The organism is Pseudomonas sp. ML2-2023-3 (assembly GCF_037055275.1).
Lineage (GTDB): Bacteria > Pseudomonadota > Gammaproteobacteria > Pseudomonadales > Pseudomonadaceae > Aquipseudomonas.
Genome location: NZ_CP146343.1, coordinates 2,607,609 through 2,626,405 on the forward strand (window position 1 = coordinate 2,607,609; position 18,797 = coordinate 2,626,405).

General features: G+C 58.4%; 18 protein-coding genes. 2 read left to right on the top strand and 16 right to left on the bottom strand.

What is annotated here, in order from left to right; translation table 11 throughout:
• Positions 1-91: 91 nt before the first annotated feature.
• From V6P94_RS12110 to ccoN (V6P94_RS12165), 12 genes are all read right to left on the bottom strand, one after another.
• Entirely contained in the window at positions 92-634 is a 543-nt protein-coding gene (locus tag V6P94_RS12110; RefSeq protein WP_133077154.1) for a FixH family protein, read from the bottom strand.
• Positions 635-645: 11 nt separating this feature from the next.
• Entirely contained in the window at positions 646-2,061 is a 1,416-nt protein-coding gene (gene ccoG / locus V6P94_RS12115) for a cytochrome c oxidase accessory protein CcoG (RefSeq protein ID WP_133077155.1), read from the bottom strand.
• A 216-nt stretch (positions 2,062-2,277) separates the two neighbouring features.
• Positions 2,278-2,688, bottom strand: a complete 411-nt coding sequence (locus V6P94_RS12120) for a type II toxin-antitoxin system VapC family toxin (protein ID WP_133077156.1) — start codon at positions 2,686-2,688, stop codon at positions 2,278-2,280.
• Positions 2,688-2,936, bottom strand: coding sequence for a type II toxin-antitoxin system Phd/YefM family antitoxin (locus V6P94_RS12125; protein WP_133077157.1), 249 nt, complete (start codon positions 2,934-2,936; stop codon positions 2,688-2,690). The genes V6P94_RS12120 and V6P94_RS12125 overlap by 1 nt, the downstream gene beginning before the upstream one ends.
• Before the next feature lie 144 nt (positions 2,937-3,080).
• Complete coding sequence (gene ccoP / locus V6P94_RS12130; protein ID WP_133077158.1) at positions 3,081-4,058, bottom strand: cytochrome-c oxidase, cbb3-type subunit III; 978 nt, start codon at positions 4,056-4,058, stop codon at positions 3,081-3,083.
• Positions 4,055-4,246, bottom strand: coding sequence for a CcoQ/FixQ family Cbb3-type cytochrome c oxidase assembly chaperone (locus V6P94_RS12135; RefSeq protein WP_003447209.1), 192 nt, complete (start codon positions 4,244-4,246; stop codon positions 4,055-4,057). Before V6P94_RS12135 ends, ccoP (V6P94_RS12130) begins: the two co-directional genes overlap by 4 nt.
• 5 nt (positions 4,247-4,251) lie before the next feature.
• On the bottom strand, positions 4,252-4,860 hold the full coding sequence (ccoO, locus tag V6P94_RS12140; RefSeq protein WP_374105696.1) for a cytochrome-c oxidase, cbb3-type subunit II: 609 nt from the start codon (positions 4,858-4,860) through the stop codon (positions 4,252-4,254).
• A gap of 2 nt (positions 4,861-4,862) precedes the next feature.
• A complete protein-coding gene (gene ccoN / locus V6P94_RS12145) occupies positions 4,863-6,305 on the bottom strand; it encodes a cytochrome-c oxidase, cbb3-type subunit I (protein ID WP_133077160.1) in 1,443 nt (480 codons plus the stop codon).
• A 478-nt stretch (positions 6,306-6,783) separates the two neighbouring features.
• Complete coding sequence (gene ccoP / locus V6P94_RS12150; RefSeq protein WP_219261518.1) at positions 6,784-7,722, bottom strand: cytochrome-c oxidase, cbb3-type subunit III; 939 nt, start codon at positions 7,720-7,722, stop codon at positions 6,784-6,786.
• Complete coding sequence (locus tag V6P94_RS12155; protein WP_019826673.1) at positions 7,719-7,910, bottom strand: cbb3-type cytochrome c oxidase subunit 3; 192 nt, start codon at positions 7,908-7,910, stop codon at positions 7,719-7,721. The genes ccoP (V6P94_RS12150) and V6P94_RS12155 overlap by 4 nt, the downstream gene beginning before the upstream one ends.
• 15 nt (positions 7,911-7,925) lie before the next feature.
• Positions 7,926-8,534, bottom strand: a complete 609-nt coding sequence (ccoO, locus tag V6P94_RS12160) for a cytochrome-c oxidase, cbb3-type subunit II (RefSeq protein WP_133077162.1) — start codon at positions 8,532-8,534, stop codon at positions 7,926-7,928.
• Positions 8,535-8,544: 10 nt separating this feature from the next.
• Positions 8,545-9,969: a cytochrome-c oxidase, cbb3-type subunit I gene (ccoN, locus tag V6P94_RS12165; RefSeq protein ID WP_133077163.1), complete on the bottom strand. Its 1,425-nt coding sequence runs from the start codon at positions 9,967-9,969 to the stop codon at positions 8,545-8,547.
• A gap of 73 nt (positions 9,970-10,042) precedes the next feature.
• On the opposite strand from ccoN (V6P94_RS12165), the gene V6P94_RS12170 reads away from it, so the two are divergent.
• A complete protein-coding gene (locus V6P94_RS12170; protein ID WP_133077164.1) occupies positions 10,043-10,726 on the top strand; it encodes an alpha/beta fold hydrolase in 684 nt (227 codons plus the stop codon).
• Between the two features lie 275 nt (positions 10,727-11,001).
• Here V6P94_RS12170 and V6P94_RS12175 read toward each other — a convergent pair whose 3' ends face one another.
• Positions 11,002-11,136, bottom strand: coding sequence for a hypothetical protein (locus V6P94_RS12175; RefSeq protein ID WP_338649408.1), 135 nt, complete (start codon positions 11,134-11,136; stop codon positions 11,002-11,004).
• 3 nt (positions 11,137-11,139) lie between these two features.
• Here V6P94_RS12175 and V6P94_RS12180 point away from each other — a divergent pair, with 3 nt between their 5' ends.
• Positions 11,140-13,452: an autotransporter outer membrane beta-barrel domain-containing protein gene (locus tag V6P94_RS12180; RefSeq protein ID WP_326398238.1), complete on the top strand. Its 2,313-nt coding sequence runs from the start codon at positions 11,140-11,142 to the stop codon at positions 13,450-13,452.
• Between the two features lie 48 nt (positions 13,453-13,500).
• Here the strand turns inward: V6P94_RS12180 and V6P94_RS12185 are convergent, their stop codons facing one another.
• From V6P94_RS12185 to acnA, 3 genes are all read right to left on the bottom strand, one after another.
• Positions 13,501-15,066 (bottom strand): PAS domain-containing methyl-accepting chemotaxis protein, encoded by a 1,566-nt coding sequence (locus V6P94_RS12185; RefSeq protein WP_133077166.1) that lies wholly within the window; start codon positions 15,064-15,066, stop codon positions 13,501-13,503.
• Between the two features lie 80 nt (positions 15,067-15,146).
• Entirely contained in the window at positions 15,147-15,938 is a 792-nt protein-coding gene (locus V6P94_RS12190; protein ID WP_133077167.1) for a type II CAAX prenyl endopeptidase Rce1 family protein, read from the bottom strand.
• A gap of 115 nt (positions 15,939-16,053) precedes the next feature.
• A complete protein-coding gene (gene acnA, locus V6P94_RS12195) occupies positions 16,054-18,795 on the bottom strand; it encodes an aconitate hydratase AcnA (protein ID WP_133077168.1) in 2,742 nt (913 codons plus the stop codon).
• Between the last annotated feature and the right edge of the window lie 2 nt (positions 18,796-18,797).

Below are 18,797 nucleotides of genomic sequence, written 5' to 3' on the forward strand. Positions count from 1 at the left end.
CGGTCTATCGCGATATGGTGTCGCCGGGAAATACGTCGTCGCGATCAAGTCCACTGCCATAGCGGTGGCGGCGGGCTTGATCGCGAAGAGGTTACTTCTTGTTGTGGTCTTCAGCGCCTTGCAGCGGCTCGTCGCCCAGCAGCAGGTCCTTGTCGTGGCCGACCAGTTCTTCTTCAAACAGGCGCCACGTATGGCCGTCTTCAACGCCCATCAACTCGACGAAGCGGCGACCTTCGATCTTGTCATCCAGTTGGCCGATGTAGCGCCCTGGCTCCGAAGCGCTCTGGCTCAGGCTGATTTTGCGGTCTTTTTCGGGCTGGGTCGGGGAGATCAGGTTCAGTTCCAGAACCTGGGGCTTGCTGTTGCCTTCCAGCAGCAGCACCACTTCGCCGGTCATCTCGTCCAGACGCAGCCTGGCTTTGAGTTGCAGGGTCTGGCCCAGCAATTCACGGTCAAGGGAGCGGTTGATGCCTTTGCCGGCCTCGTAGTAATTGTCGTTAACCAGGTGGTCCGGGTTGTTCACGGCAATGGTGACCATCGACAGGGTCAGGGTCACCGAACAGGCGAGGATGGCAATGATGATCCAGGGCCAAATATGCTTGTACCAGGGGCTGGAGGCTTTTGCTGCGGGCATGTCGAATTCTCTTATCTGATTTGTGGGCCGATGAATCGGCTCTTGGCTTTAACGTTGATGTCGTTGTTGTCGGCATCCTTGAGGATGAAGAACACCTCGTTGGTACTGGATGGCAGCTTCTCGGGGGCAATCGACAGCTCGACCGGCAGGCTGACGATATCGCCGGCCGCGACCTTGATTTCGCGTTTGCCTTGCAGCTTGAGGTCGGGCAGGCCGGTGGCGTCCAGCACGTAGGTATGGTCTTGCTGATCCTTGTTCATGATCTTGAGGCTGTAGACGTTTTCGATGCGGCCTTCAGCGTTTTCGCGGTAGAGCACGCGGTCTTTGCTGACGTCGAAACCGACCAGTGTGCGGGTAAAGAAGGCGGCTGCCAGCAACCCCATCATGGTCAGCAATACCAGGGCGTAACCAATCAGACGCGGGCGCAGCTTCTGGGTTTTCTGGCCTGAAAGGTTGTGTTCGGTGGTGTAGCTGATCAGGCCGCGGGGGTAGTTCATTTTGTCCATGATGCTGTCGCAGGCGTCGATACACGCGGCGCAGCCGATGCACTCGATCTGCAGGCCGTCCCGTATATCAATCCCGGTGGGGCATACCTGCACGCACATGGTGCAGTCAATGCAATCGCCCAGGCCTTGAGCCTTGTAGTCCGCATCTTTTTTGCGTGGCCCGCGGAGTTCGCCGCGACGGGGGTCGTATGAAACGATCAGGGTGTCTTTATCAAACATCACGCTCTGGAAGCGAGCGTACGGGCACATGTAAATGCACACCTGCTCACGCAGCCAGCCCGCGTTTCCGTAGGTCGCGAGGGTGAAGAAGCCGACCCAGAAGTACGCCCAGCCATCGGCCTGGCCGGTAAAGAAGTCGATGACCAGTTCACGAATCGGCGAGAAGTAACCGACAAAGGTCATGCCGGTGACAAAGCCGATCAACAGCCACAGGCTGTGCTTGCTCAGCTTGCGCAGGAACTTGTTGGCGCTCATCGGCGCCTTGTCGAGCTTGATGCGTTGGTTACGGTCGCCTTCGGTGACCTTTTCGCACCACATGAATACCCAGGTCCAGACGCTTTGCGGGCAGGTGTAGCCGCACCACACACGCCCGGCGTAAACGGTAATAAAAAACAGGCCAAAGGCGGCGACGATCAGCAGTCCGGACAGGAGGATGAAATCCTGTGGCCAGAAAGTGGCACCAAAAATAAAGAATTTACGCTCGGGAAGGTTCCACCAGACAGCCTGGTGGCCGCCCCAGTTGAGCCACACCGTGCCGAAATACAGCAGAAACAGGAGGGCGCCGCCACCAATGCGCAGGTTGCGGAAAAGGCCGGTGAAGGCACGGGTGTAGATTTTTTCCCGGGCTGCGTACAGATCGGTGCTTTCAGTGGTTTTTTTGCCAGGCGGAGTGACGTCGTGTACAGGAATCTGATTGCTCATTAGTGCGTCCCACGGCAGTGGAAAATGCCTCGGTCAGTACATGCCGACCGCGGTCAGAAGGTGTTGCAGTAACGTAATGATACGCCTGTGACTCTAGCTCAAGGGTGCGACCTTTGGTCGCGTTCCGGAAAAGAAGAAGTTGGTATAGGAGTTGTAACAAGTCATGACATGGATCAATTGACTTAAGGCAGCGGGTGAGTTGCGCGCAGCCTTGAATCAGGGTTCCCAAGGGTTGAGCAGGGAGGCACCGCTGAAAGCGAAATCCTTCGTGTTGCGGGTGACGACGGTCATGTCGTGAACCAATGCCGTGGCAGCGATCAGGGCATCACTCTCATTGCTGCGGTCAGGGACGTGGAGGCGGGCGCATCGTCGGGCAACGCTGCCATCCACTGACAGAACGCGTCCGGCAAAGGCAGGGATGACATGGTTGTCCAGCCAGTTGCGCAACGGTACGGCTTGCGCAGGGTCGCGCCGCTCCAGGCGCAGGATGCCGGTTTCGATTTCAAGCAGGCTAATCGCCGAGATGTACAGCCTGTAGGCCGGGACAGTGCTGGCCCAGGCCACCACGGCGGGATTGGCCTGGGGTTTGCGCAGTTCAGAGATGACGTTGGTATCGAGCAGGAACATTAGAAGTCCACTGGGCGCGGCGTGATGATTGCGCGTTCGGGTTCGAATTCAACCGCTGGCTCCGGCATGACGAGCAGGTCGACAATGCTGGCGTTCAGTCCGGTCAGTCGTTGGTACTCTTCCATGCATAGCAGTACATGGGCGGGACGACCACGATCGGTGATGTAAACCGGCCCATTCTGGGCTGCTTTTTTGGCACCACTTGTGTCCTGGTTGAAATCGCGGCTTGAAATGGTCGTGACGGACATGGGCTGTTCCTCCCTTGAAAATACAATGTAGAAACGTTACTACCTTTTGGGCGGGGGCTGCAACAGCTTGCCGGATCCTGAAACAAAATGGCCCCGCCAACTCTCGTTGGCGGGGCCATTTTTTGCTGCATTCAGACGTCTGCGTTATTCGTCTGTCTTGGCTTCATCGCCATGGGACAGGCTGTAAACGTAGGCGGCCAGCAAGTGAACCTTGTCGTTCCCTTGCAGATCAGCCTGTGCAGGCATCTGGCCCTGACGGCCGTAACGGATGGTCTGCTGCAGTTGAGCGAAGCTCGAACCGTAGATGAACGCCCCGGGGTGAGTCAGGTTCGGTGCACCCATCAGCGGGTTACCTTTACCTTCCGGACCGTGGCACACCGCACAGTTGGTAGCGAAAAGCTCCTTGCCCTTGGCAGGGTCGGCTTTCGCACCTTCCGGCAATTTACGGCCATCCAGACTGGTCAGTACGTAGGCAGCTACGTCGCTGACGCCTTGCTCGCCAATCACTTCGGACCATCCCGGCATGACGGCGTGACGGCCGGCCATGATGGTGGTCTTGATGTCGGCAGGCGTACCGCCCCAGCGCCAGTCGGCGTCGGTCAGGTTCGGGAAGCCGTAGGCGCCCTTGGCGTCGGAGCCGTGGCACACCGAGCAGTTGGACGCGAACAGACGGCCGCCCATTTTCAGTGCTTGCGGATCCTTAGCGACTTCTTCAATGGGCATGGCAGCGAACTTGGCGAAGATCGGGCCAAACTTGGCGTCCGATTTGGCCATTTCCTTTTCCCACTCGTGAACGCCGGTCCAGCCGGTCTGACCATTGGCAAACTGGGTTTGCTCTTTGGTGTCCAGGTACTGGTAGCCCGGCAGCAGGCCTTTCCAGTTACCCAGGCCCGGGTACAGAACGAGGTATCCGAGGGCGAAAATGACGGTGCCGACAAACAGCATGAACCACCATTTAGGCATTGGGTTGTCGTACTCTTCGATCCCGTCGTAAGCGTGCCCGACTTTCTCGTCGGTCTGCTCGCTGCGCTGGCCCTTGCGGGTGGCCAGCAACAGCCAGGTCAAGGCGAAGATGGTACCCAGAGTGAGGACTGTAACGTACAGACTCCAGAACGTAGTCATTCTTTGTTACTCCTAGAAGCTTGCTCTTGCTCGACGTGCTTGATGGCTTCGGGATCATCCTTGAACGGCAGCAAGGTAGCGTCGTCAAATTCTGACTTGCGTCGCGGGCTGAATACCCACAAGGCCAAACCGATAAAAGCCACCATCACAACGACAGTGCCCAGGCCACGAATCATCCCGATATCCATTCAGATCACCGTTTGCTTTTGATGATGGTGCCCAAGCCCTGGAGGTAAGCCACCAGTGCGTCCATTTCAGTTTTGCCCTTCACAGCATCCTTGGCACCGGCGATGTCTTCGTCGGTGTAAGGAACGCCGAGCTCGCGCAAGACTTCCATTTTTTTCGCGGTGTCCTTGCCGTCCAGCTTGCGCTCTACGAGGAACGGGTACGCCGGCATGATCGACTCGGGCACAACGTTGCGCGGGTTGTACAAATGCGCACGCTGCCAGTCATCGGAGTAGCGGCCGCCAACGCGGGCCAGGTCCGGACCGGTACGCTTGGAGCCCCACAGGAACGGGTGGTCCCAGACGCTTTCACCGGCAACCGAGTAGTGACCGTAACGTTCGGTTTCGGCACGGAACGGACGGATCATCTGCGAGTGGCAGCCGACACAGCCGTTGGCGATATAGATATCACGGCCTTCCAGTTCCAGCGCGGTGCGTGGCTTCATGCCCTCGACCGGAGTGTTGGTCACGTCCTGGAAGAACAGCGGAACGATTTGGGTCAGGCCGCCAATGCTCACGGCGATGACCATGAAGAAAGCCATCAGGCCAATATTCTTCTCGATTGTATCGTGCTTGATCATCAGTGAGCTCCAACTACAGCAATCTTGCTCGCCGCTTCAGCTTCTGCCGGGTTCGAGGCACGCACGGTGCGGAACACGTTGTAGGCCATGAACAGCATGCCGCTGGCGAAAATGGCACCGCCCAGGGCGCGAACGATAAAGCCGGGGTGACTGGCTTGCAGTGCTTCCACGAACGAGTAGGTCAGCGTCCCGTCGTCGTTGATTGCACGCCACATCAGGCCCTGTGTGATGCCGTTGACCCACATCGAAGCGATGTAAAGCACGGTACCGATTGTTGCCAGCCAGAAGTGCACGTTGATCAGGCCGGTGCTGTACATCTGCTTTTGGCCATAGACTTTCGGGATCATGTGGTACATGGCGCCGATCGAAATCATCGCAACCCAGCCCAGTGCACCGGCATGTACGTGGCCGATGGTCCAGTCGGTGTAGTGCGACAGCGCGTTGACGGTCTTGATTGCCATCATCGGGCCTTCGAAGGTCGACATGCCGTAGAAGGCCAGGGACACAACGAGGAAGCGCAGGATCGGGTCCGTGCGCAACTTATGCCATGCGCCAGAGAGGGTCATCATGCCGTTGATCATGCCGCCCCAGCTTGGAGCCAGCAGGATGATCGACATTGCCATGCCCAGCGACTGGGCCCAGTCCGGCAGAGCGGTGTAGTGCAAGTGGTGCGGACCTGCCCAGATATAGAGGGTGATCAGCGCCCAGAAGTGCACGATGGACAGGCGATACGAGTAGATCGGGCGCTCGGCCTGTTTCGGCACGAAGTAGTACATCATGCCCAGGAAGCCAGTCGTCAGGAAGAAACCTACCGCGTTGTGGCCATACCACCACTGGATCATGGCGTCTGTCGCACCGGCGTATGCCGAGTAAGACTTGAAGAAGCTCACTGGCAGGGAGGCGTGGTTGACGATGTGCAGCATTGCCGTCACGAGAATGAAGGCGCCGTAGAACCAGTTGCCGACATAGATATGCTTGGTTTTACGCTTGGTAATGGTTCCGAAGAACACAATGGCGTAGACCACCCAGACGATCGCCAGCAGGACTGCCAAAGGCAATTCCAGCTCTGCGTATTCTTTGCTCGTGGTGTAACCCATCGGCAACGTGATGATCGCGCCGATGATCACCGCCTGCCAACCCCAGAAGGTAAACGAGGCGAGCGTGTCGGAGATCAGTCGCGTTTGGCAGGTGCGCTGCACGACGTAGTAAGAGGTGCCAAACAATGCACAGCCACCAAAGGCAAAGATCACAAGGTTGGTATGCAGGGGGCGAAGACGGCCGAAGGTCGTCCATTCAAGGCCAAGGTTCAATTCAGGCCACACAAGCTGTGACGCGATGAAAACCCCGAGCCCCATGCCAAGGATCCCCCAGACCACCGTCATGATGGCGAACTGGCGGACTACCTTATAGTTATAAGCAGTCGGACTGATTGCTGTGCTCATTCTAAGGTTCCACGGTTTAGGTGTTTTATTAGGATAAAAATCGGTCGCAAGTATGTATAAAGCGTAGGGGTATTGCAACGAAGCATGACCCCGGTCAATGCTTTCCAAGGCTTATTCTGCGGCCTTTCCATGCGGGGAGTAAGGTCAAACGGACCTCTCTAAAATGCCGCGCGGAGGGCAAAACCGAAGGGGGAGAAGCGGGCAGGTTCAAGTGGGGGTAAGGCATGGCGAGAGCATGGCGAACTTCGCAATGGACGACAGCCGTTGTAAACCCACTAGTGTGGCCCGTAACAGTGCCCTTCAACTTACCGATTAATTTCACTTGACGTAGAGCCGGGAAAATCCCGATCACGCAAGACAAGAGCTTAGTCCTGAATGGCGGGAGAGCAATAACGGACTAGAAAGAGGTGCGACACTTGGTCGCGCTTTGAGGCGGGAACTGCCGCACCAAAATGATGCGGCAGGAAATGTCTGGTAATTATTCGGCTGTTTTTTCCTCTTGATTACCATGTGACAAGCTGAACACGTATGCCGCCAGTAACTGCACCTTGTCGTTGCCCAGCAACTCGTTTTGCGCAGGCATGTGACCCTGGCGACCGTGGCGAATGGTTTGCTGCAATTGCGCCAGGCTGGTGCCGTAGATAAAGCCCGCAGGTTGGGTCAGGTCCGGCGCCCCCATCAGCTGCATGCCCTTGCCGTTTGCCCCGTGGCAAGCCACGCAAGTGGTGTCATAGGCTTGCTTGCCCGCCGCCAGATCCACCGAAGTGTCTTGCGGCAAAGGCAGGCCCGCCAGGTCGTGACGCACGTAGGCGGCAACGTTCTTAACCCCGGCTTCGCCCAATACTTCACCCCAGGCCGGCATCGCGGCAATACGTCCGCCCATGATGGTGGCCTTGATGGTGTCGGCATCGCCGCCCCAGCGCCAGGTGTTGTCGGCCAGATTCGGGAAGCCGAAAGCGCCTTTGGCGTCCGAGCCGTGACACACCGAGCAGTTGGAGGCAAACAGGCGCCCCCCCATTTTCAGTGCGGCCGGATCCTGCGCGACTTGCTCCACCGGCATGGCAGCGTATTTGGCGAAGATCGGCCCGAACCTGGCATCCGCCTTGTCCATTTCCTTCTGCCATTCATTGGCGCCGGTCCAGCCATTTTCATAACCGGGCAGCAGGCCTTTCCAGTTGCCCAGGCCCGGGTAAAGGATCAAGTACCCCACCGCAAACACCAGCGTGCCGACGAACAACATGAACCACCATTGCGGCAGCGGGTTGTCGTACTCCTCGATGCCATCGAAGCTGTGGCCCATGGTCTCGACGGTATCGCTCTTGGTTTCACCCTTGCGCGTACTGACCAGCAGCCAGGTCAGGCCGATCAACGTGCCAATGGTCAGCACGCATATATAAAGACTCCAGAAGGTGGTCATGCTTTGTTACTCCTAGACGCTTGTTCTTGCTCGACGTGTTGAATCGCCTCTGGATCGTCCTTGAATGGCAGTAAGGTCGCGTCTTCAAACTCCGATTTGCGTCGCGGGCTGAACACCCACAACGCCAGACCGATAAACGCCACGGCCACCACCACGGTGCCCAGGCCGCGAATCATTCCACTACTCATCTCGAAGACCATGACTTACCTCTTGCTCTTGATGGCAGTGCCGAGCACTTGCAGATAGGCCACCAACGCGTCCATTTCGGTTTTGCCTTGCACCGACTGCTTGGCGTTGGCGATGTCTTCGTCGGTGTACGGCACGCCCAGGGTGCGCATCACTTCAAGTTTCTTTTCGGTGTGGCTGCTGTCTACCGGGGCCTCCACCAGCCACGGGTACGCTGGCATCTTCGACTCGGGCACTACGTTGCGCGGGTTGTACAAATGCGCGCGGTGCCAGTCATCGGAGTAACGGCCGCCGACACGGGCCAGGTCCGGCCCGGTGCGCTTGGAGCCCCACAGGAACGGGTGATCCCACACGCTTTCACCGGCGACCGAGTAGTGACCGTAACGCTCGGTCTCGGCGCGGAACGGGCGGATCATCTGCGAGTGACACTGCACGCAGCCTTCGCGGATATAAATGTCGCGACCTTCCAGTTGCAGCGCGGTGTAAGGCTTCATGCCCTCCACCGGGGTGTTGGTCACGTCCTCAAAGAACAAAGGGACGATTTGCGTCAGGCCACCCACGCTCACGCACAGGATCATCAGCAACAGCATCAGGCCGATATTTTTTTCAATGACTTCGTGTTTCATTGCCAACTCCTCAGGCCATCTGCGCGGCGGCTACGACTTCAGCGGGCTCGGCGTTACGCACGGTGCGCCAAGTGTTGTAAGCCATCAGCAACATGCCGCTGAAGAAGATCGCACCACCGACCAGTCGTACGACATAGCCCGGATGGCTGGCCACCAGGGTTTCGACGAAGGAGTAGGTCAGCGTTCCGTCTTCGTTGACTGCGCGCCACATCAGGCCTTGAGCAATGCCGTTGACCCACATCGAAGCGATGTAGAGCACGGTGCCGATAGTGGCCAGCCAGAAGTGCGCGTTGATCAGGCCCATGCTGTACATCTGCGGGCGACCGAAGATTTTCGGGATCATGTGATACAGCGCGCCGATCGAGATCATCGCTACCCAGCCCAACGCACCGGCGTGTACGTGGCCGATGGTCCAGTCGGTGTAGTGGGAGAGGGCGTTGACGGTCTTGATCGCCATCATCGGGCCTTCAAAGGTCGACATGCCGTAGAACGCCAGTGACACAACGAGGAAGCGCAGGATCGGGTCGCTGCGCAACTTATGCCAGGCGCCCGAGAGGGTCATCATGCCGTTGATCATGCCGCCCCAGCTCGGTGCCAGCAGAATCAGCGACATCACCATGCCCAGCGACTGGGCCCAGTCCGGCAGCGCGGTGTAGTGCAAGTGGTGAGGGCCGGCCCAGATGTACAGGGTGATCAGCGCCCAGAAGTGCACGATGGACAGGCGATAGGAGTAGATCGGACGTTCGGCCTGTTTAGGCACGAAGTAGTACATCATCCCCAAAAAGCCCGCGGTCAGGAAAAAGCCCACAGCGTTATGCCCGTACCACCACTGCACCATGGCGTCAGTGGCGCCACCGTAGAGCGAGTAGGACTTGGTGAAGCTGACCGGGATTTCCAGGTTATTGACGATGTGCAAAATGGCCACGGTCACGATGAAGGCGCCGAAGAACCAGTTGCCCACGTAAATGTGCTTGGTCTTGCGCTTCATGATCGTGCCGAAGAACACGATGGCGTATGCGACCCAGACGATGGTGATCAAAATGTCGATCGGCCATTCCAGCTCGGCGTATTCCTTGGAACTGGTGTAGCCCAGCGGCAGGCTGATGGCCGCGAGCACAATCACCAGTTGCCAGCCCCAGAAGGTAAACGCCGCAATCTTGGGCGAGAACAGCGTGGCCTGGCAGGTGCGTTGCACCGAGTAGAACGAGGCGGCGAACAAGGCGCAGCCGCCGAAGGCAAAAATGACGGCGTTCGTGTGCAAAGGGCGCAGGCGCCCGAAACTGGTCCAAGGCAAATTGAAGTTGAGTTCTGGCCAGACCAACTGCGCGGCGAGAAAAACGCCGAGCCCCATACCGACGATGCCCCAAACCACCGTCATAATGGCAAATTGGCGGACCACCTTGTAGTTGTAGGCGGTACTTGTAGAAGTGTTCATGGTTCCCCATCCACGGTTCAGGCGAATACAAAGGCACGCCTGGAGTTATAGGCAGACTAAAAGCGAGGCAAGCATGGGTGTAGCAGGCAAGGTCGGTATTGACGGGGATCAATGGCTGCAGTGCGTGGAACAGCGGGGCTGGTTGTGGAATGGCGCCTGTGGAGCCTCATCCGCGACCCTGATCCTGGCTCACGGTGCGGGTGCGCCGATGGACAGCATCTGGATGGACGGTATGGCTGAGCGCCTTGCTGCACGCGGGGTGAGCGTGTTGCGCTTCGAGTTCCCATACATGGCACAACGGCGTCTCGATGGTGGCAAAAGGCCTCCAAATCAGCAGGCCAAATTGCTCGAATGCTGGCGTGAAGTGTTTAGCGAGGTGCGACGGCATGTCGCTGGGCCATTGGTCATTGGCGGCAAGTCAATGGGCGGGCGTATGGCCAGTATGCTGGCGGATGAATTGCAAGCGGATGGGTTGGTGTGCCTGGGTTATCCGTTCTACGCGAGCGGCAAACCGGAAAAACCCCGTGTGGCACACCTGGCTGAGCTCAAGATGCCCGCCTTGATCGTGCAAGGTGAGCGTGATGCCTTGGGCAATCGAGAGGCGGTGGAGGCCTACACGCTGGCGCCTGGCATTGAAGTGCTGTGGCTGGTGTCGGGAGATCACGACCTCAAGCCGTTAAAGGCCTCGGGGTTTACCCATGAGCAGCATCTGGATGGGGCGGCAGACAAGATTGCGCATTGGTTGAGTGCCCATTGACGCCAATGCCTTGCAGGCGCTCGGACTGTAAGGTGTCAACGGTGGTTAAAAACATGGCGTTTATTCCTACAGGCTTTAAAGATAAGACTTATATGTCGGATTGCTGATTATTTTCATGCTGTGGAGCCATTGCGTAAGGTGGCTCGGCATTGTTGTTGGGCTGCGTACAAGGCTCAACAACAAGAGAATTCAATCAGATGCCTCAATTTCCTCTAACCCGTCAATCCCTTCTTATGCTGGCTGTCAGTCAGCCACTGTTGTTCTCAAGTGTGCAGCTACAGGCAGCCGATGATGATCGTGTCGTTGCTCAGAATGGCACCCACGTCAGTGTCAGTGATATGGACATTGAAACGACAGGCGATGCCGTGTATGGCCTTGTGGCCGAGAGCGGCGCAATAGTTAACGCGCACAACATGAGTCTAGGGACCTCCGGGGGGTTCTCGTTCGGTGCCTTTATTAACGGTTACGACAGCAAACTCAACGCCACGGGTGATCTGGCAATTACCACGTCGGGTGAAAACTCTGCCGGACTGTTGGTCGGTAATTACGCCAAGGCTGATGTAGAAAAAATCGATGTGGTAACTGTCGGCGAAAGTGCCTTTGGGCTCTTTGTCGCCAGTAACGCCCAACTCAACCTTGGCTCGGGCTCCATTACGACCAGGGGGGATGACAGTATCGGGATCAGGGGCTGGCAGAGAGGCGAGTTCAAGGGTGCCAACCTTGTCATTAACACAGAGGGTAATCGTGCCTTTGGGGTCAGGGCACTGACCGAGGCCTCTGTAAACTTGCGCGGTAGTTCAATCAGCACTTTCGGGGACCAGTCCGCTGGGGTTTTCGCGGGTGGTGGCTCCTCGATTGATCTAAGCACAGGCGCTTCGATCACCACGTATGGAACCGAGTCCCATGGTGCGTTCGCCAGCGGTGCCAATAGTCTGGTGAAGCTGAGCGACAGTCATGTCGAAACCTTTGGTGAAGGTTCGGCGGGTATCCAGGTTGAAGACGGCGGCCGGGTCGAACTCAATAATGCTCATGTCAAGGCCAATGGCGCCGGGGCTGTCGGGGCGCAACTCAGTGGGGGTAGCCTGGCAGTCAATGGCGGTTCAATCCAGTCGCAAAATGGGGCGGTGATTAACATCAGAGGCCAAGGCAATACGGTCGATGTTGCAGGTGCGTACCTGAGCAGCACCGATGGCCTTGTGATACAGGTTGAAGGGGCATCAGAGGCCCTGGTGACGGTGAGGAATGGCTCCACCTTGTCGGCCAACAATGGCACGGGTGAGTTGCTCGGCGTGAAGCTTGGCAGTGTGCTGGATCTCGTAGTGGATGGCAGTTTTTTACACGGCAACATGACCATTCCTGAAGGCTCTCTGGTCAATGTCCGCTTGCAGAACGGGACGCGCTTAACCGGTCAAATGGCCGATGTCCGGAGCCTGCAACTTGATGCGGGCGTCAGCTGGAACATTACGGGTGACAGCAACGTCGAGTCGCTGGTGCTTGGCGGCGGGGCGGTTAATTTCGCAGGGTTCGAAGGCTTTCACCAGTTAACCGTCGGCGAGTTGTCGGGCAATGGTGACTTTGGGCTGAAGCTGGATATAAACAACCGCCGAGCTGACTTTCTTGCGGTGGACGGTCAAGCCAGCGGCCGCCATCGGTTGAATATTCATAACAGCGGCATCGAGCCACCCGCCGGCTTTGATCCTGTGCAAGTCGTCCACACCGAAGGCGGTGACGCCGTGTTCAATGTGGTCGGCGAGCGTGTTGACCTTGGTGCTTACTCCTACGGTATAGAGCGCCTGGGCGACGACTGGTTTCTGGTCAGCGGCGGTCGTGAGGTGAGCCCTGCAACCCGAAGCGTCCAGGCATTGTTCAATAGTGCCCCAACTGTCTGGTATGGCGAGATGAGCGCCTTGCGCAGTCGTATGAATGAGGTGCGAAGCAGTGGGCAGGGGGGTGGCTGGATGCTCGGCTACGGCAACAAGCATCAGGTCGCTGGCAGCGATGGGCTGAGATACAAGCAAAACCAGGCCGGGTTTTCCCTGGGTGCTGACACTCCGCTGGACAGTAGCGACGGGGTACTGATGGTCGGCCTGCTGGCGGGGCACAGCAAGTCCGGCCTGTCGCAGGCTCGCGGTTCTGCGGGTACTGTCCAGAGCTTCTATGTGGGTGGGTACGGTACCTGGATGGGCAGTGATGGTTACTACGTCGACGGATTGCTCAAGCTCAATCAGTTTCAGAACCGCGCTGACGTCGTGATGAGTAACTCAACCAAAGCCAAAGGAACGTATCGCAATTATGGTGTCGGGGCTTCGCTGGAGGCCGGTCGCGAGGTTCAACTGACAGAGCGCCTGTTCGTCGAGCCCTTTGTTCAGGTTTCAGCGGTCGCCGTGCAGGGTAAGTCTCTCAACCTGGATAGCGGATTGCAGGCGCGCAGTGCCACGACCCGTTCACTGCTCGGTAAAGTGGGGGCTACGGTCGAGCATCGTAATCAATGGGTGAGCCCTTACGTCAAGGTGGCACTGGCTCACGAGTTTGCCCGTGACAATGAAGTCAAGGTCAATGGCAACAGCTTCAGGAATGACCTGCAGGGCACTCGGGCTGAGTTGGGTGCAGGCTTGTCTCTGTCAGTGGCCAAGGATCTGCAATTGCATGCGAATTTCGAATACATGAACGGTACGAAAATCAAGCAGCCCTGGGGTGGGAGCGTCGGTCTTCGATACGCGTTTTGATGCCGGGTGAAAGGAAAAGCCAGCGAGTGATTCGCTGGCTTTTTTGTGTCAGCGGTTAAACCGTTCCACCAGCGAGTACTGGCTGTTTACGGTCTGGCTCAGTTCTTCGCTCAACAGCGCTGAATGCTGCGCCTGTTCAGAGGTCTGGTCTGCCAGGTCGGCAATGGTGCTGATGTTACGGCTGACTTCTTCAGCTACCGCACTTTGCTCCTCGGTAGCCGCTGCGATCTGGGCAGTCATGTCGGTGATATTGGCCACCGCTTCGCTGATGCCCACCAGCGCCTTGTCGGCTTCCAGCACCCGAGCCACGCCTTCTTCAGCCTGACGGTGACCGGCGTCCATGGTTTGGACGGCAGTGGCTGCGGTCTGTTGCAGCTTTGCAATCAGGCTGTGAATTTGCCCGGTGGAAGCGCTGGTGCGTTGCGCCAGTTGGCGCACTTCGTCCGCCACCACGGCAAAGCCACGGCCCATTTCACCGGCTCGCGCCGCTTCGATGGCTGCGTTCAGGGCCAGCAGGTTGGTCTGGTCGGCAATGCCTTTGATCACGTCAACCACGCCGCCGATTTCGTCACTGTCCTTGGCCAGTTGCGTGACGGTGGCACCGGTTTCGCCTACCACCACTGACAGGCGCTGAATGGCTTCGCGGGTTTCACCGGCAATATCGCGGCCGCGACTGGTCAGGCGGTTGGCTTCTTGCGTGGCGTCAGCCGTGCGTTGTACGTGGCTGGCCACTTCTTGTGTGGTCGCGGCCATCTGATTGACCGCCGTTGCCACTTGTTCAGTCTCGACCCGCTGGCGCTCCAGCCCGACAGAGCTCTTGTGGGCCAGAATGTCGGATTGACGGGCTTGCCCGCTCAGATGCTCGGCGGTGTCCTGCAGGCGTGTCAGGCAGGTTTTCAGGCGTGCCTCCTGGCTCAGGATGGACATCTCCAGGCGTGCTTGCGGGCCGCGGCTGTCGGTGTACATCTGTGCAATCAGCGGGTCAGACGTGGTTTGTTCTGCCAGGCGCAGCAGTCGCTTGATCCCGCGCTGTTGCCAGGTCAGGCCCAGCAGTCCCAGCGGAATCGACAGCAGGGCTGCCAGGGCAAAACCCCAGCTGGAGTTGAGCAGGGCACCAATCGTGAAGCTCAATTGACTGACCAGAATAAAGGGCAGCCAGTCCTGCAGCACCGGTAGCCACTTGTCACGCTGCGGCACTGCCGATTTGCCCCGGTTGAGGCGAGAGTACAGGCCTTCGGCACGGCGGATCTGTTCGGCGGTCGGTTTGATCCGTACCGACTCGTAGCCCACCACGCGTTCGTTCTCGAAGATCGGGGTGACATACGCATTGACCCAGTAATGGTCGCCATTTTTGCAGCGGTTCTTGACGATACCCATCCACGGCGCACCCTTTTTCAGGGTGCTCCACATATGCTCGAACACGGCAGGCGGCACGTCGGGATGGCGCACAAGATTGTGCGGTGCGCGTATCAGCTCCTCACGCGAAAACCCGCTGATTTCCATAAAGTCATCGTTGCAATAGGAAATCACGCCTTTGGCATCGGTCGTGGAGATCAACCGTTGTTGCGCGGGGAATGTGCGTTCGCGTTGAGTGATGGGCTGGTTGTTACGCATGTCGTTTCAATCCGCAAGACTTTGACAGGCTGTCGGCATGAGTAAGAAATTGTTTAATTTATATTTCAGGCGCCGGCGCGTCAGGGGGTCAGCATCGGGTAGGTGAAAAACACGAAATGCAGCACGTTGAGCCCAAAGTGGGTGGCAATTGCTGCGCCCAACCCGCCAAAGCGGTAAGCCAGGCCATAGCCGACCCCGGCCAGCCCCGCCAGCAACATCCATTGCCAGCCAGCGGCGGCATGCGCCAGGCCAAACAGCGTCGAGGCCGCGATCAGCGCTAAAGTCTGGCCATAAGGCAGCATTTTGAGTTTTCGGCTCAGCCCGCCCTGGATGTAGCCGCGAAACAGCGCCTCCTCCACCAGTGTTACCAGCAGCAGGTTGTTCAGCAGCCAGAGAGTGCCCTGGGGCGGCCATTTCGGTGCCCATGCAATCATGCCCAGCAGCATCGCACCGCCCAGCGCCATGCTCGCCGCCAGCGCCAGGCCCATTAAAGTGGCGCCCAAAGACACGCGCCAGGCAAAGCGTGGCGCGATCCACGGGCACACCAACAGCAGCCAGAAACCAATCAGTGGTTTGTCCAGATTGAAGTACATCGAAAACGGCACTGCATCAGGCGTCAGTCGCATGGGGCCGATGGCTTTTCCGTTGTGGAAACCGGGTAGCCAGTGCAGGGCCAGCGCGACAGCCAGCAGAACAAACAGTGCGTGCCCGGCATAGCGCAGGTAATGGTTTTTGCTTTGTAGAACGGCGAGCCCACTGAGGGTCAGCAGGCCAAGTGCGATAAGGGTTTGAACACCCAATTGCCCAAAGCTCAGGGCAAGGCCGTAGCCGAGGGTCAGAAGTGCCAGATAAGGCCATGGCAGAACAATCATGAAAATCCTTGGAATCGTTAAAAAAGCACCCCGGATCCAGTCCGGGGCGCGCCAGTATAACGACTCAAAAGGCTGAGCATGCGGGCAAGCCCGCTCCCACAGTGTTCAGGTGTGGCTAAGAGGCAATCAGCTGACGCAACACATAGTGCAAAATCCCTCCCGCTTTGAAGTATTCCACCTCGTTGAGCGTATCGATCCTGCACAGCACCTCGACTTTATCCTGGCTGCCATCCTCGCGGGTGATCACCAGCGTCAAGTTCATCCGTGGTTGTAGTTGCGCGCCGGTAAGCCCCAGGATATCCAGCGTCTCCTTGCCTGTGAGGTTCAGGCTCTTGCGGTTCTGGTCGAGCTTGAACTGCAATGGCAGAACGCCCATGCCCACCAGGTTCGAGCGGTGGATACGCTCAAAGCTCTCGGCAATGACCGCTTTGACCCCCAGCAGGTTAGTGCCTTTGGCTGCCCAGTCACGGCTTGAGCCGGTGCCGTATTCCTGACCGGCAATCACCACCAGCGGTGTACCGGATGCCTGATAGGCCATGGCTGCATCGTAGATCGGCAGTTTCTCGCCGGTGGGAATGTAGATCGTATTGCCGCCTTCTTCGCCCCCGAGCATTTCGTTGCGAATGCGGATATTGGCAAAGGTGCCGCGCATCATGACTTCGTGGTTGCCGCGTCGTGAGCCATAGGAGTTGAAATCCCGTGGCTCGACGCCTTTCTCACGCAGATAGCGTCCGGCGGGGCTGTCCGCCTTGATGTTGCCCGCGGGGGAGATGTGGTCGGTGGTGACCGAATCGCCCAGCAGTGCCAGGATATTCGCCGCCTTGACGTCAGCAATCACCGGCAACGGCCCGCTGATGTTGTCGAAAAACGGCGGGTGCTGGATGTAGGTCGAATCGGCCTGCCAGACATAAGTCGCGGCTTGGGGGACTTCAATGGCCTGCCACTGGGCATCACCGGCAAACACTTCGGCGTATTCCTTGTGGAACATACCGGTGGTGACCTGGGCCACGGCGTCGGCGATCTCTTTCTGGCTGGGCCAGATATCACGCAGGTACACCGGTTGGCCGTCTTTGCCGGTGCCCAGCGGGTCACGGCTGATATCAATCCGCACGGTGCCCGCCAAGGCATAGGCCACCACCAGCGGCGGTGAGGCCAGCCAGTTGGTTTTCACCAGCGGGTGGACGCGCCCTTCAAAGTTGCGGTTGCCCGACAGTACCGAGGCCACGGTCAGATCGGATTGGGTAATTGCCTTTTCAATCGGCTCAGGCAATGGCCCGGAGTTGCCGATGCAGGTCGTGCAGCCGTAGCCCACCAGGGCGAAACCCAGTTGGTCGAGGTAGTGGGTCAGGCCGGCGGCCTTGTAGTAATCGGTCACGACCTTGGAGCCTGGTGCCAGGGACGTCTTGACCCAGGGCTGGCTCTTCAGGCCTTTTTCGACGGCTTTCCTGGCCACCAGCCCGGCAGCCATCATCACACTCGGGTTCGAAGTGTTGGTGCATGAGGTGATGGCTGCAATCACCACGGCGCCGTTTTTCAGGCGATAGGTATGGCCATCAACGCTGTAATCCGCCTCGCCGATCAAGTCAGCATTGCCCACGGCCACACCGCCGCCGCCTTCGCTTTCCAGACGGCCTACTTCTTTAGGGGTGGGTTTGAATTGCAGGCTGAGAAACTCATCGAAGGCCTGGCCGACATTGGGCAGCGACACCCGGTCTTGCGGGCGTTTTGGCCCGGCCAGACTGGCTTCGACGGTGCCCATGTCCAGTGCCAGGGTTTCCGTGAAAACCGGTTCCTGGCCCGCTATCCGCCACAAACCCTGGGCCTTGCAATAAGCCTCGACCAGTTTGACGGTGGCGGCAGGGCGTCCGGACAAACGCAAGTAGTCCAGAGTGATTTCATCCACCGGGAAAAAGCCGCAGGTTGCGCCATATTCCGGGGCCATGTTGGCAATGGTGGCACGGTCGGCCAGAGGCAGATCGGCAAGGCCATCGCCATAAAATTCGACGAACTTGCCGACAACGCCCTTGCTGCGCAGCATTTGCGTAACTGTCAGCACCAGATCCGTCGCGGTGATGCCTTCTTTGAGTTTGCCGCTGAGCTTGAACCCCACCACTTCCGGGATCAGCATCGACACGGGCTGGCCGAGCATGGCGGCTTCGGCTTCGATCCCGCCCACACCCCAGCCCAGTACGCCGAGGCCATTGATCATGGTTGTGTGGGAATCGGTACCCACCAGCGTATCCGGGAAGGCATACGTGCGACCGTCTTCGTCTTTGGTCCAGACCGTACGACCCAGATACTCCAGGTTGACCTGATGGCAAATTCCGGTGCCGGGCGGGACAACGCTGAAGTTATCGAAGGCATTCTGCCCCCAGCGCAAAAACGCATACCGTTCGCCGTTGCGTTCCATCTCGATGTCGACGTTTTGCTCAAAGGCGCTGGCGCTGGCGAACCGGTCAACCATCACCGAGTGGTCGATCACCAGGTCAACGGGAGACAGCGGGTTGATTCGCTGCGGATCGCCACCCGCCTTGGCCATTGCGGCGCGCATGGCGGCCAGATCGACCACTGCCGGTACGCCGGTAAAGTCTTGCATCAGCACACGGGCAGGGCGGTACTGGATTTCCCGGTCGCTGCGCCGCTCCTTGAGCCAGGCCGCCAGCGCCTTGAGGTCAGGCTCGGTAACGGTTTTGCCGTCCTCCCAGCGCAGCAGGTTTTCCAGCAACACCTTGAGCGACATGGGCAGCCTGTTCAGGTCGCCCAGTGATTGGGCGGCGAGTTCAAGGCTGAAGTAGTGATAAGTCTTATCGTCGACTTTTAGTGTGGCTAGGGTGTTCAGGCTATCGAGGGAGGACATGA